Source organism: Micromonospora sp. SD19, from assembly GCF_054462275.1.
Genome location: NZ_JBTLMN010000016.1, coordinates 37,518 through 51,217 on the forward strand (window position 1 = coordinate 37,518; position 13,700 = coordinate 51,217).

Sequence of the window (13,700 nt, forward strand, 5' to 3'; positions counted from 1 at the left end):
GGTGCACCACCGGCCGCCGCCGTGCGGGCGGGTGGGGTCAGAGCGGCGGGGCCTCGGCGAAGAACTCCCGCAGCGCGTCGGCGACCAGGGTGGGCGCCGTCATCGTCACGAAGTGCGACTGACCTGGCCAGACGAGGTAACGGGCCGCCGGGATCGTCGCCGCGAGGGTGGCCATCGTGGTGGGCATCGGCTCCCAGGTGTCCGCGCCGGCCATGAGGAGAGTCGGTACGCCGATCGAGGACCACCGGCTGATGTCCGTGCTGTCCTGCGCGAGAGCCTCCAGGTCGTGCAGCCAGCCGACCGCCGAGCGGCGCGCCTCGACCGGGTCGGGCACCCGGTCGCCCGCGCTGGCGGCGATCGCGGCGACGACCTCGGCCGGAACCCGGGTGACGTCGTTCAGGGCCGCGGCCATCGCGGCGGCGTCGTCGCGCTCGAAGGCGGCGCGGTACCGGTCGAGCGGCGGCGCGATCCCCGCCCCGGCCGCGAAGAGCGGCGGCTCGAAGACGGCCAGCGAGCGGACGGGGCGCGGATCGGCCAGGACGGTGTGCAGCGCCGCTGTCGCTCCATAGGACGCGCCGACGAGATGGACCGGTCGGCCTGAGGATCGGCGGGCCGACTCGATGACGGCGATCAGGTCGGCGGTCTCGTCCCGGAAGGACTTGGTGCCGGCCGGGACGTCACTGGGACCGTAGCCGCGCCGGGCCGGCAGCCACACCTCGTGCTCGTGGGCGAGGTGCTCCGCGACGGCGGCCCAGGAGTGCAGCCCGCCACCCGAGCCGTGCACCAGGACGACGGGGTCCCCGACGCCCAGGCGTCGTACCACCAGGCGGGTCCCGTCGGTCGACTCGATCGACTGGTCGTGGCTGTTCACTGCTGCTCCCGGGTCTCGGTCGGCCAGTTGCTCAACGTGGTGTGCACCGCGTCGAGGATCGACTGCCACGACGCGTCGACGCTGCGGGGATGCCCGAAACCGTCGACCGTTTCGAGGCTGGTGAAGCCGTGGAAGGTGCTGCGGACGAACCGCATCGCGTCGGTGAGTGCCGGTTCGTCGAGCCCGTACCCGCGCAGCATCGCGTAGCTCAGCTCGATCAGGCGCAGGTGCCCCGCCGACCGGGTGCCGACCTCGGGCGGCAGCTGAAGCTGGGTCGCCGCGTACTGCCCGGGGTGCGTCACGGCGAAGGCGCGCCAGGCGTCGGCGAACCCGATGAGGGCCTGGTGGCCGGCCCGCCCCGCCACCGCGAGCGCGAGCGCGTCGGCGAACGTGGCCGCCGCCCGCACCGCGACGTGTTCGATCAGCGCGTCGCGGCTGCGGACGTGGACGTACAGGGCGGCGTCGGAGACCCCGAAGTGTCGGGCGACGGCCGCGACGGTCAACCGGGACAGGCCGACCGCGTCCGCCAGCTCGGCTGCGGCGGCCGAGACGCGCGCGCTGGTCAGACCCTGCCGTGGCATACCGAACCTTTGTCTCGTTAAGCGGAAACTTAGGGGTCCTAAGATAGCACCGGCGGCGCGCCCCGTGGGGCCGGCCCGGCATGAACGGCGCAGCCGGGGGAAGACCGCCGGGCCCAGCGCCGAACAGGAGATCCGTGATGAGAGCCGTCGTGTACGCCGACGTCCGGACGGTCGAGGTGCGCGAGGTGCCCGACGCGACACTGGAGGCGCCGACCGACGCGCTGGTGCGGATCACCTCCACCGCCCTGTGCGGCACCGACCTGCACATGTACGACGGACGAACCAGCGCCGAGCCGGGTCTGGTGCTCGGGCACGAACCGTTGGGTGTCGTGCAGGAGGTGGGCGCGGCGGTGCAGACCGTGCGGCCGGGCACCCGGGTGGTGATCCCCACGCACCTGTTCTGCGGAACGTGTGTGATGTGCGCCCGAGGGCTGTCGGCGGCCTGCCTGCGGGCCCGGGCCGAGGGGCCGGGCGCGGCGTACGGGTACGCGGGGATGGGTCCGTACCGGGGTGCGCAGGCCGACCTGCTGCGCGTGCCGTGGGCCGACGCCAACTGTGTGCCGCTGCCCGGCGAGCCGGGAGACGCGTACGAGGACGACTTCGTGCTGCTCGCCGACGCGTTCGTCACCGGCTGGCACGCCGCCGCCGCCCTCGCCGAGGTCGAGCCCGGCGACACCGTGGCGGTCTTCGGCGCCGGCACCATCGGTCTGCTCGGCGCCTACTCGGCACTGCTGCGCGGCGCCCGGGTGGTGTACTCCGTCGACGGCGTCGACGCCCGCCTCGACAAGGCCGGCGAGGTCGGCGCGGTGCCTGTCGACTTCCGCCGGGGCGACCCGGTCGAGCAGATCCGCGCCGATCGGGCCCGGGCCGGGTTGCCGCTCGGCGAGGAGAAGTTGGGTGGGGTCGACAAGGTCATCGACGCGGTCGGGTTCCAGGCACGTGACCGGGAGCACCCGGACCGGGAGCGTCCGAACCAGGTCATCACCGACGCCGCCCGGCTGGTCAACGCCGCCGGCGCGATCGCGGTAGCCGGTGTCTACCCGGACCGGGACCCGCACCCCGCCCCCGGTGCTGACGGCCAGGAGGACCTGGTCGCGCCATGGGGAGCGCTGTTCGCCAAGGGGGTCGCGGTCCGGTTCGGTCGCACCCACGACCGCCGGTACACCACACTGCTGCGCGACCTGGTCGTCGCCGGTCGAGCGCGGCCCAGCATGATCGTCACCCATTACGGCACCCTCGCCGACGCCCCGGAGTTGTACCGGCGCTTCGACCGCCGGGAAGACGGGGTGATCAAGGCCGTGCTGCGCCCGTCCTGACCGGCAGGCACCGCGCGGGCGCGGCGCTGGCGAACCGCCCCGATTCGCCCGTAAGGGACGTTGGGGAGCAGTCCACTTCCTGGTCCGGGGCCTGACGAGACGATCATCGTCGATTCGACCCGTGCGCAGAGGCGTGGGTCACACCGGCGGCCGACGGCTGTCGTGCCGTCCTGGGGGCGTCGACCGCCCTGCGGCTCGATCAAGATCATTCAATGCTGGCGATCGCCTCGCCCGCTGCCCTCTTCGGGCGCCTGGCGGGATCGTGCCTGGTGGCGGGCCTGGGGAGGGTGGCAGGAGTCGATAGCGGCGTCGCGCTCCATTTGACAACGTTGCCACCGACAGGCGAAGGTGCCCGGAGGGGCTGCTGAGGTGGCTGTGACGGGCGAATACTCTGCTACGTCTATATTGCCGGATTGTTACTTTTTCAACAGTCTCTCGCCTTGCGGATAGCCCTCCGGCCGCAATACGTTGCCGTCAACAACAAAACCAAGTGAAGGTTCAACCTTCCGGAGGCAACCGATGACGTTGGCGAGGTGGTACGAGCTATGAGCGACGTGCCGATCCTCCTTGAGATGCGCTCCATCACCAAGGAGTTCCCCGGAGTCAAGGCCCTCTCCGACGTCAACCTGGTGGTTCGCGCCGGCGAGATCCATGCCATCTGCGGCGAGAACGGTGCGGGCAAGTCCACCCTGATGAAGGTGCTCAGCGGGGTCTACCCACACGGCAGCTACGACGGCAAGATCATCTATCAGGGGTCGGAGAGCAAGTTCTCCGACATCCGGGCCAGCGAGAACGCTGGCATCGTGATCATCCACCAGGAGCTCGCGCTCATTCCCGGGATGTCGATCGCCGAGAACATCTTCCTCGGCAACGAACCGCGCAAGCGGGGCGCGATCGACTGGAAGGCCGCGAACCGGATGGCGCTGGACCTGATGGCCCGGGTCGGTCTGGAAGAAGACCCGGACACCCTGATCAAGGACATCGGGGTCGGCAAGCAGCAGCTCGTCGAGATCGCCAAGGCGTTCGCCAAGGACGTGAAGCTGCTCATCCTGGACGAGCCCACGGCGGCCCTGAACGAGGCCGACTCCCGTCACCTGCTGGACCTGCTGCGCGGTTTCCGGTCCCGCGGCATCACCTCGATCATGATTTCGCACAAGCTGAACGAGATCGAGGCGATCGCGGACCAGATCACCATCCTGCGCGACGGCCGGACCGTGGAGACCCTCGACGTCAAGGCGGACGGGGTCGACGAGGACCGGATCGTGCGGGGCATGGTCGGCCGCGAGCTGAGCAGCCGTTTCCCGGACCACACCCCGAAGATCGGTGACGTCTTCTTCGAGGTCCGCAACTGGAACGTCCGGCACCCGATCTCCGCCGACCGGCAGGTCTGCAAGAACGAGAGCTTCGTGGTGCGCCGCGGCGAGATCGTCGGCTTCGCCGGTCTGATGGGCGCGGGCCGCACGGAACTCGCGATGAGTGTCTTTGGCCGCTCCTACGGCGTGTACGAGTCGGGCACCATCATCAAGGACGGCAAGGAGATCGTCCTCAAGTCGGTCGCGGACGCGATCGACAACGGGCTCGCGTACGTCAGCGAGGACCGCAAGGCGATCGGCCTCAACCTGCTCGACGACATCAAGTCGTCGACGGTGGCGGCCAAGCTGTCCAAGATCTCGCACCACGGCGTGCTGAGCGAGGTCGAGGAATACCAGGCGGCCGAGGCGTACCGCAAGGAGTTGCGGACCAAGGCCCCGACGGTCGACGAGAGCGTCTCCAAGCTCTCCGGCGGCAACCAGCAGAAAGTCGTCCTGGCGAAGTGGATGTTCACCGACCCGGACCTGCTGATTCTCGACGAGCCGACGCGCGGCATCGACGTGGGCGCCAAGTACGAGATCTACGGCATCATCCAGCGGCTCGCCGACCAGGGGAAGGGCGTCGTCGTCATCTCCTCGGAGCTGCCTGAGCTGATCGGGCTCTGCGACCGCATCTACACCGTGTTCGAGGGCGCCATCACGGGCGAGATCGCTCGGGCGGACGCGACCCCGGAGACCCTCATGAAGCAGATGACCTCGACGAAGAAGTTGGCCACCCGATGAGCCGTATCAAGGACCTTCAGAAGAACCTGTTTGGAGGCACGACCTCCAACGCTCGCCAGTTCGGGATGATCTTCACCCTGGTGGCGATCGTCGTCCTGTTCCAGATCCTGACCGATGGCCTCACCCTGCGGTCGGACAACCTGATCGCGCTGTTCCAGCAGAACTCGTACATTCTGATTCTGGCCATCGGCATGCTCATGGTGATCGTGGCCGGGCACATCGACCTCTCGGTCGGCTCCGTCGCCGCCTTCGCGGGCATCCTGGTCGCCAAGTCGATGGCCGACTGGTCGCTGCCCTGGCCGGTCGCCATCCTGTTCGGCCTCGCCATCGGCGCGATCATCGGCGCCTGGCAGGGCTTCTGGGTGGCGTACATCGGGGTGCCGGCGTTCATCGTCACCCTGGCCGGCATGCTGCTGTTCCGTGGTGGCAACCAGTACATCGGTAACGCCAACACCATTCCGGTGCCGGAGGGCTTCCGGGAGATCGGCTCCGGCTTCCTGCCCGAGTTCGGTCCGAACACCGGCTACAACAACGCCACGCTGCTGCTCGGGCTGGCCGCAGCGGTAGCAGTGGTGTGGCGCGAGATCCAGGCCCGCAAGACCCGGCGGGCGATGGACGCCGACCCGGCGCCCATGTGGATCTCCATCCTGCGGATGGCCATCATGGTCGGCGTGATCGCCTTCGCGGCACTGCGCTTCGCCAGTGGTCGCGTCGGCACCAGCTTCCCGATCTCGGGCATCATCCTGCTGGTCCTGGTGATCGCGTACTCCTTCTACACCCGCAACACGGCCGGTGGCCGGCACATCTACGCGGTGGGCGGCAACTCCCGGGCGGCCGAGCTGTCCGGCGTGAAGCTCAAGCGGGTCAACTTCTTCGTCATGATGAACATGTCCGTCCTGGCCGCGCTGGCCGGCATGATCTTCGTGGCCCGTTCGGCGGCCTCCGGACCGCAGGACGGCAACGGCTGGGAGCTGGACGCCATCGCCGCGGTCTTCATCGGTGGTGCTGCCGTCTCCGGCGGCATCGGCACCATCAGCGGCTCGATCGTCGGCGGTCTCGTGATGGCCGTGCTGAACAACGGCCTGCAGCTGATGGGCGTCGGCACCGACCGGGTGCAGATCATCAAGGGCCTGGTCCTGCTGCTGGCCGTCGCGATCGACGTCTACAACAAGAGCCAGGGGCGCTTCTCCATCATCGGGAGCCTGATGCGGCCCTTCCGCCGCGACGACTCCGCCCCACCCGCCTCACCGCCGGACGCGGAGCGCGAGCCCGCCAAGGCAGCGGTGTCCGGCTGACGGCCACCGACCTCACCACCCTGTTACACCTCAAGAAAGGCAAGTCCTCACCATGCGTAAATTCTTCGGCACGTCGGTGGTCGCGGTCAGCGCCGCCGCCATGCTGGCCCTCGCTGGCTGCGGCTCCGGCCGTGACGGCGACAGCGACTCCGGCGGCGAGGCCGCCAAGGGCTTCGCGGCCAACTCCCTGATCGGCGTGGCCCTCCCGGCCAAGACCTCGGAGAACTGGGTCCTCGCCGGCGACCTGTTCACCAACGGTCTCAAGGAGGCCGGTTTCCAGGCTGACGTGCAGTACGCGGGCGCGTCGACCACTGTCGCCGACCAGCAGGCCCAGATCACCGCCATGACCACCAAGGGCGCCAAGGTCATCGTCATCGGCGCCACCGACGCCGCGCAGCTGTCGACCCAGGTCGCCGCGGCGCACGCCGCCGGTGTCAAGGTGATCGCGTACGACCGGCTCATCACCAACACGCCGGACCTCGACTACTACGTCGCGTTCGACAACTTCAAGGTCGGCCAGCTCCAGGGCCAGGCCCTGCTGGACGGCATGAAGGCCAAGAAGCCGAACGGCCCGTACAACATCGAGCTGTTCTCCGGCTCGCCGGACGACAACAACGCCGGTGTCTTCTTCAACGGCGCGATGGACGTGCTCAAGCCGGAGATCGACAAGGGCAACGTCGTTGTCGCCTCGGGTCAGAAGGACGTCAAGCAGACCGCCATCCAGGGCTGGAAGGCCGAGGGTGCGCAGGCCCGCATGGACCAGCTGCTGACCTCGACCTACGGCAACAAGGAGCTGGACGGCGTCCTCTCCCCGAACGACACCCTGGCCCGCGCCATCCTGACCTCGGTCAAGGGTGCCGGCAAGCCGATCCCGGTGGTCACCGGTCAGGACTCCGAGGTCGAGTCGGTCAAGTCGATCGTCGCTGGCGAGCAGTACATGACGATCAACAAGGACACCCGCAACCTGGTGAAGGAGACCATCAACATGGTCAAGGCTCTCCAGGCCGGTGACAAGCCGCAGGTGAACGACACCGAGTCGTACAACAACGGCAGCAAGGTCGTCGACACGTTCCTGCTCCCGCCGGTCGCCGTCACCAAGGCGAACGCGGCTGAGGCGTACGCCAACGACCCGAAGCTCGCGCCGCTCACCAAGTAATCACCGCACGGTAGGTAGCAACGCCGATGGGTCCCGGGTCTCCTCTTCCGGGACCCATCGTCGTCAGTGCACCCCCGCACCAACCGGCATCGACCCGGAAGGAGGTCTGACCGTGGCGGCACCAGTACGGTCCAGGCCAGCCGGCGTCGGCCGCAACGCTGAATCCCCGCTGCCGTCGCTCCCCGGCGCCAGCCAGGAGGAGATCCGGCGGCAGAACCTCGGCGCTGTTCTGCGCTACGTCCACCTGCACGGACCGACGTCCCGCGCCGAGCTGACCAGCCGGCTCGGGCTCAACCGAAGCACCATCGGCGCCCTCGCGGCCGACCTGGTCACCAGCGGCCTGGTCACCGAGGAGGCGCCGGCCACCACCCGCCGCGCCGGCCGCCCCTCACTGGTGGTCAGTCCCCGCTCCGACCGGGTCTACGCCCACGCGTTGAGTATCGACGCCGACCGGCTGCGTGCCGCCCGGGTCGGCCTCGGCGGGCAGATCCTCGATCGGCGGGAGCTCCCGCGACCCAGCGGCATGTCGGCGATCGACGCCGTCGGACCCCTCGCCGACCTGGTCCGGGACATGGAACGCGCCGTGGTGGGCGACGCGCTGCTGGTCGGCGGCGCCGCCGGGGTCACCGACACCACCCGCGACCCGGACGGCAGGATCCGGATCGCCAGCATGGACGAGACGCTCGGCGCCGCGCTGGGGGCGGAGTTCAGCGCCGGCCCCGGTTTCGTGGCCGGCGACCTTGCCGACATCGCCGGCCTGGCCGAGCACGTGCGCGGCGTCGCGGTCGGTGTCGACGACGTCATATACCTGCACGGCGACCTCGGCATCAGCGCCGGCATCATCATCGGTGGCCGACTGGTGGTCGGCCACCGGGGTCACAGTGGCAAGGTCGGCCACATGGTCGTCAATCCCAACGGCCTGCCCTGCGGCTGCGGTTCACGCGGCTGCTGGGAAACCGAGATCTCCGAAGCCGCGCTGTTGCGCCACGCGGGCCGTGACCCGAGCGACCGCGCGGCGGTGGCCGAGGTGCTGCGCGCGGCGGCGGACGGCGACCCGACCGCCCGCGCGGCGGTCGAGCGGGTGGCGGACTGGCTCGGCTTCGGCGTGGCGAATCTGGTCAACGTGGTCAACCCGGACCTCGTGGTGTTCGGCGGCGCGCTGCGCGACATCTTCACCGCCGGGGCGGACGTGGTCCGGGACCGCCTGGACACCATGCCACTGCCGGCCTCCCGTGAGCACCTGCGGTTGCGCGCGGCGGCACTCGGGCGCGACGCGGTCCTGATCGGTGCCGCCGAGTTGGCGTTCGACAAGCTCCTGGCCGACCCGCTGAACGTCGGCGTCGCGGGCCAGGTCGGGACCAACGAGCCCGGCTAGCCGTGAAGTGCCCGCCGGCTCCGGCGGGCTCCCCCTTCTCACCTCCCTCGCTGTGCTGCGGGCTTCGACGCGCTCAGCATTCCCGTACGGCCTACCGTATGTTGTACGGTAGCGGCGTTGACAACGTGGTGAGGGAGCGCTGTGACGACAAGAGGCGACGCGATAGCGGCCGAGGGGCTGCGTAAGCGATACCGGGAGCGGTACGCGCTGGACGGCTTCGACCTGCGGGTGCCGCAGGGAACGGTGTGCGGCCTGCTCGGCCCGAACGGCGCCGGCAAGACCACCTCGGTACGGATCCTGTCCACACTGCTACGGCTGGACGAGGGTCGTGCCGAGGTCGCCGGGTTCGACGTGACGAACCAGCCCGACCAGGTGCGCTACCGCATCGGTCTGGTGGGGCAGCATCCCGCGCTCGACGAGGCGCTCAGCGGTCGGCAGAACCTGGTGCTCTTCGGCCGGCTGTTCCACCTCGGTCGCCGGCGGGCCCGGCAGCGGGCGGCCGAGCTGCTGGAACGCTTCGGTCTCGCCGACGCCGCCGAGCAGCCGGTCAGCACGTACTCGGGAGGGATGCGCCGCCGGCTCGACCTGGCGGCCGGCATGATCCTGGCCCCCGCGGTCCTCTTCCTCGACGAGCCCACCACCGGGCTGGACCCGCGCGGGCGCAACGAGGTGTGGGAGTCGGTCCGGGAGTTGGTGCGCACCGGCACCACAGTGCTGCTCACCACCCAGCACCTGGACGAGGCCGACCAACTCGCCGACCGGATCTCGGTGGTCGAGGCCGGCCGGGTGATCGCCGAGGGTACGCCGGACGACCTGAAGACCCGGCTCGGCGGCGACCGGATCGAGGTGGTCGTCGCGGCGCCGACCGACCTCGCCGTCGCCGTCGCCGAGGTCCGCCGGGCGGTCGACGACGAACCGACTGTCGACGTGGACCGGCGGATGGTGAGCGTCCGGGTCGGTCACCGGGCCGGCGCGCTCGTCGACGTGTTGCGGGCGCTCGACGCCGTGAACGTCCCGGTGGCGGACGTCGCGCTGCGCCGACCGACCCTGGACGACGTGTTCCTGCACCTCACCGGAGACCGGGCACCGACCGCCGAGGTGGTGGCATGAGCGCGGTGAGCATGCCGGCCCCGGCGGTGGATCTGACGCCCGGCCGTCCCGCCCTCCTGGCCGACAGCGGCACCCTGATCTGGCGCAACCTGGCCCGGTGGCGACGCGACCCCGGCCCGCTGATCGCCTCGCTCGGCTTCAACATCCTGATCGTGCTGATGTTCGCCTACCTGTTCGGTGGCGCGTTGCAGGTGCCCGGCGGCGGCAGCTACCGGGAGTTCCTGATGCCCGGCATGTTCGTGATGACCATGGTCTTCGGCATCAGCCTCACCACGGTGGCCGTCGCCGAGGACCTGGAGCGCGGCGTGACCGACCGGCTCCGATCGATGCCCGTTTCCCCGCTGGCGCCGCTGGCGGCCCGGGCGGTGGCCGACATGCTGTTCGCGCTGGTCACCCTCGGAGTCCTGCTGCTGACCGGTCTGGCAATCGGGTGGCGGGCGCACGGCGGGGCCGCGGCCACGCTGGCGGCGGTGGGGTTGATCCTGCTGCTGCGCTTCGCCCTGATCTGGGTCGGCATTTTCCTCGGGCTGGTCACCCGTGGACAGACGGCCGTGGTGGCCGTGCAGACCCTGGAGTTTCCGCTCGGCTTCCTCTCCAACGCGTTCGTGGCACCGTCCACCATGCCCGCCTGGCTCGGTGCGGTGGCCGCGTGGAACCCGCTGTCGGCGACCGTCGGCGCCACCCGCGAGCTGTTCGGCAACCCCGGTTCGGGTGGTGACTCCTGGGCTGCGCAGCACTACCCGTGGCTGGCGGTGCTCTGGCCGCTCGTCCTGGTGGCGGTCTTCCTGCCACTCTCGGTCCTCCGGTACCGGCGGCTGGCCGACTGAGCACGAGCCGTTGAGCAATCCGACTCGCTGGGCCCGGTCGATGTCGCTGAGCGCCGTTAGGCTCGCCGGCGTGGACGTGCACCGACTCGATCGGGCCCAGGCGCGGCGGATCGCCATCCGGGCCCAACTGCTGGCCGCCCCGCGCCCGAGCGACCTTCTCACAGTGGTCCGTCAGTTGACCCTGGTGCAGCTCGACCCGACGGCCGCCGTCGCGCCCAGCGCCGATCTCGTCTGCTGGAGCCGGCTCGGTTCGTCGTACCAGCCGACGCAGTTGCGCGACGCCCTCGAACGGGACCGGACGCTGTTCGAACACCAGGCGATGGTGCGTCCGATGGACGACCTGGGGCTCTTCCTCGCGGCGATGGCGGCGGCGCCCGGTCACGAGCGCCACCGCGAGTGGCTGCGCGCCAACGACTCGTTCCGGCGCGACGTGCTCGACCTGCTCGGCCGCTCCGGTCCGCTGCTGTCCCGCGACATCCCGGACACGAGCGTCGTGCCGTGGCCGTCGTCAGGCTGGACCAACAACCGCAACGTCACCCAGATGCTGGAGTTCCTGGTCCTGCGCGGCGAGGTCGCGATCGCCGGCCGCCGGGGCCGACAGCGGCTCTGGGACGTGGCGGAGCGGGTCTACCCGGCCGGCGTGCCCGTCGTCGAGCTGGAGCAGGCACGCCGGCTCCGCAACGAGCGACGGCTGCGGGCGCTGGGCATCGCCCGGGAGAAGGCGGTGGTGGTGCCCGGCGAGCCGGCCGAGGTCGGTGACGTCGGCGAGCCAGCGGTGATCGAAGGAGTCGCGGGCCAGTGGCGGGTCGACCCGGCCGCGCTCGGGCAGCCTTTCACCGGTCGTACGGCGTTGTTGTCGCCGTTCGACAGGCTGGTGCACGACCGGGTCCGCCTCGCGGACCTCTTCGCGTACGACTACGTGCTGGAGATGTACAAACCCAGGGCGGGTCGGCGGTGGGGCTACTTCGCGTTGCCGATCCTGCACGGCGACCGGCTCGTCGGAAAGCTGGACGCCACGGCCGAGCGTCGGCGCGGCACCCTCACCGTGCACGCCATCCACGAGGACGTGCCCTTCACCCCCGACGTGACCACCGCCGTGCGCGACCTCGCGTCCTGGCTGTCGCTGACCGTGGACCTTCCCCGCTGACGGGTGATCGCCGAGGCCCCCGCCGCCCCGACGAGCACCCGTCAACCGGCTAGGCGATCCGGCGGACCCGGCGGACGGCGAGATAGAGCAGGAGCAGGGCCAGGGCGACGAAGATGCCGGTCTCGATGCCCTGGAACAGCCAGAACCGGTCCGCCGGCTGGTACAGCTGCCAGTTGTACGCGCCCGGTTCGAGGCCCAACTCGGCCCCGCAGACCCGGCCGTCCGGGGCCTTCCCGCCCGGCGGGCACTGGATCCGGGTGTCCTCCGCGATCATCGTCCCGTCCGGGTTGCGCACACCCTGGGTGAGGATCCAGTCCCCCCGGCTGACCTCCGGTGGCCCTTCCCCCTCGATCGGGAAGGTCTGGGTGCGGGCCGGCTGGTAGTGCGGTCGGGCCAGGATCTCCACCGCCGCCCGTACGCCGATGAACCCGGCGAGGGTGATGCCCATGGCGGGCAGCATCCGCTTCCACATCGTGCCGGCGAAAATGCCGAGCGCGACGGCGAAGAGGGTGTAGCCGATCGGCGCGATGCCTTGCAGGTCGAAGACGATCATGCCGAGCCGGCCCTCGTACGCGGCCTGGGTCAGCGGGTCGACCCACCACGACATGCCCAGCCCGTAGACCGCCGCGAGAACCAGGACGGCCGCGCCCACCAGCCCGAACTTCACGAGGGCCCAGCGGGTCCGGCCGACGCCCTGGGTCCAGACGAACCGGTGCGTGCCGTGCTCCACCTCGCGGGCGACCAGTGGTGCACCCCAGAACAGACCGACCAGCACCGGCAGGGAGACCAGCAGTACGGCCACCAGGTTCAGGCTGCTGTACTGGTTGCCGAAGCGGCGGAAACCCGCGTCGCAGGCCTCCCTGGTCGCCGCCGTCACATTGGTGTCCGCGAGCTGACGTGCGCAGTCCGCCAGCCCAAGATCGGAGAAGGTGTGCCGCATCGACAGACCGATCGGCACCAGCATGGCGGCCAGCGCCGCGAGCGCCAGCACTGTGAAGAACGCCTGCTTGCGGTGTTGCCGCCAGGTCAACCAGATCATGCTGCCACTCCCCACTCGCTGTGACTGGTCTGCGTGGTGCCGTCGGCCAGGTAGGCCAACACGACGTCCTCCAGGCTGACCTCGCGGATCGTCCAGGCCGGATCGGTGACCGGCCCGTCGGTGCGGACCAGCAGGGTGGTCTGCCGGTCGGTGTGGCTGGCCCGGATCACGGCGGTGACGCCCCCGATGACGCCGCCGTCGTGACGGGGGCCGACCAGCTGCCGGTGCTCGGCGACCAGGTCGTCGACCGCGCCGGTGAGCTGCACCTGGGAGGCGTTGAGCACGATCAGGTAGTCGCAGACGCGTTCCAGGTCGGCCAGCAGGTGTGAGGAGAGCAGGACGGTGGTGCCTGATTCCGCGACGCTGCCCATCAGCGACTGGAGGAACTCCCGTCGGGCCAGCGGGTCGAGGCTGGCGACCGGTTCGTCGAGCAGCAGCAGCCGTGGCTGCTTGGCCAGTGCCAGGGCGAGCGCGACCTGGGCCCGTTGACCGCCGGAGAGCTTACCGACCGGCTTGTCCGGCGGTATGCCGAGCTGGGCCAGCCGCTTGCGGGCCAACCCCGCGTCCCACCGTTTGTTCAGCTTGCCGCCGGCGGTGACCAACTCGGACGCCGTGAAGTCCCGGTACAGCGGGGTGTCCTGGGCGACGAAGCCGATGTCGGCCAGCCCGTCCGTGTCGCCGTAGGGAGACCGGCCGAACACCCGGACCGTGCCCTCGGTGGGCTTGAGCAGCCCGACGGCCAGGTGCAACAGCGTGCTCTTGCCCGCGCCGTTGGGCCCGACCAGCGCGGCGATCCGCCCGGCCGGCAGATGCAGTGAGCAGTCCCGTAACGCCCAGGTGCTGCCGTACCGCTTGCCGAGCCGGTCTGCTTCCAAGACCATGTCCATCCC

The 13,700-nt window shown here is 70.3% G+C and carries 12 protein-coding genes; 8 read left to right on the plus strand and 4 right to left on the minus strand.

The features are described 5' to 3' along the window. Window positions 1-37: 37 nt before the first annotated feature. Both ACX27O_RS32020 and ACX27O_RS32025 read right to left on the minus strand, forming a co-directional pair. Window positions 38-871: an alpha/beta fold hydrolase gene (locus ACX27O_RS32020; RefSeq protein ID WP_458940554.1), complete on the minus strand. Its 834-nt coding sequence runs from the start codon at window positions 869-871 to the stop codon at window positions 38-40. After that, window positions 868-1,452: a TetR/AcrR family transcriptional regulator gene (locus ACX27O_RS32025; RefSeq protein ID WP_357632942.1), complete on the minus strand. Its 585-nt coding sequence runs from the start codon at window positions 1,450-1,452 to the stop codon at window positions 868-870. The genes ACX27O_RS32020 and ACX27O_RS32025 overlap by 4 nt, the downstream gene beginning before the upstream one ends. 137 nt (window positions 1,453-1,589) lie before the next feature. On the opposite strand from ACX27O_RS32025, the gene ACX27O_RS32030 reads away from it, so the two are divergent. From ACX27O_RS32030 to ACX27O_RS32065, 8 genes are all read left to right on the plus strand, one after another. Then, window positions 1,590-2,768, plus strand: coding sequence for an alcohol dehydrogenase catalytic domain-containing protein (locus ACX27O_RS32030; RefSeq protein ID WP_458940555.1), 1,179 nt, complete (start codon window positions 1,590-1,592; stop codon window positions 2,766-2,768). Window positions 2,769-3,313: 545 nt separating this feature from the next. Beyond that, entirely contained in the window at window positions 3,314-4,861 is a 1,548-nt protein-coding gene (gene mmsA / locus ACX27O_RS32035; protein ID WP_030335974.1) for a multiple monosaccharide ABC transporter ATP-binding protein, read from the plus strand. Next, entirely contained in the window at window positions 4,858-6,156 is a 1,299-nt protein-coding gene (mmsB, locus tag ACX27O_RS32040) for a multiple monosaccharide ABC transporter permease (protein ID WP_030335973.1), read from the plus strand. The genes mmsA and mmsB overlap by 4 nt, the downstream gene beginning before the upstream one ends. A 52-nt stretch (window positions 6,157-6,208) precedes the next feature. Then, the gene (locus ACX27O_RS32045; RefSeq protein ID WP_210857992.1) at window positions 6,209-7,312 is read left to right on the plus strand and encodes a substrate-binding domain-containing protein; all 1,104 of its coding nucleotides are present in this window, start codon (window positions 6,209-6,211) and stop codon (window positions 7,310-7,312) included. Window positions 7,313-7,424: 112 nt separating this feature from the next. Further along, a complete protein-coding gene (locus ACX27O_RS32050; RefSeq protein ID WP_387223173.1) occupies window positions 7,425-8,687 on the plus strand; it encodes an ROK family transcriptional regulator in 1,263 nt (420 codons plus the stop codon). Window positions 8,688-8,828: 141 nt separating this feature from the next. Next, window positions 8,829-9,797, plus strand: coding sequence for an ATP-binding cassette domain-containing protein (locus tag ACX27O_RS32055; RefSeq protein WP_458940556.1), 969 nt, complete (start codon window positions 8,829-8,831; stop codon window positions 9,795-9,797). Continuing rightward, on the plus strand, window positions 9,794-10,624 hold the full coding sequence (locus ACX27O_RS32060; RefSeq protein WP_458940557.1) for an ABC transporter permease: 831 nt from the start codon (window positions 9,794-9,796) through the stop codon (window positions 10,622-10,624). Before ACX27O_RS32055 ends, ACX27O_RS32060 begins: the two co-directional genes overlap by 4 nt. Before the next feature lie 70 nt (window positions 10,625-10,694). Continuing rightward, entirely contained in the window at window positions 10,695-11,771 is a 1,077-nt protein-coding gene (locus ACX27O_RS32065) for a DNA glycosylase AlkZ-like family protein (protein WP_458940558.1), read from the plus strand. 49 nt (window positions 11,772-11,820) lie between these two features. Here ACX27O_RS32065 and ACX27O_RS32070 read toward each other — a convergent pair whose 3' ends face one another. Both ACX27O_RS32070 and ACX27O_RS32075 read right to left on the minus strand, forming a co-directional pair. After that, a complete protein-coding gene (locus ACX27O_RS32070) occupies window positions 11,821-12,810 on the minus strand; it encodes an ABC transporter permease (RefSeq protein ID WP_030335961.1) in 990 nt (329 codons plus the stop codon). Further along, window positions 12,807-13,697 carry an ABC transporter ATP-binding protein gene (locus tag ACX27O_RS32075; RefSeq protein ID WP_458940559.1) on the minus strand — a complete coding sequence of 297 codons (891 nt, stop codon included), beginning with the start codon at window positions 13,695-13,697 and terminating at the stop codon, window positions 12,807-12,809. The genes ACX27O_RS32070 and ACX27O_RS32075 overlap by 4 nt, the downstream gene beginning before the upstream one ends. Window positions 13,698-13,700 lie beyond the last annotated feature (3 nt).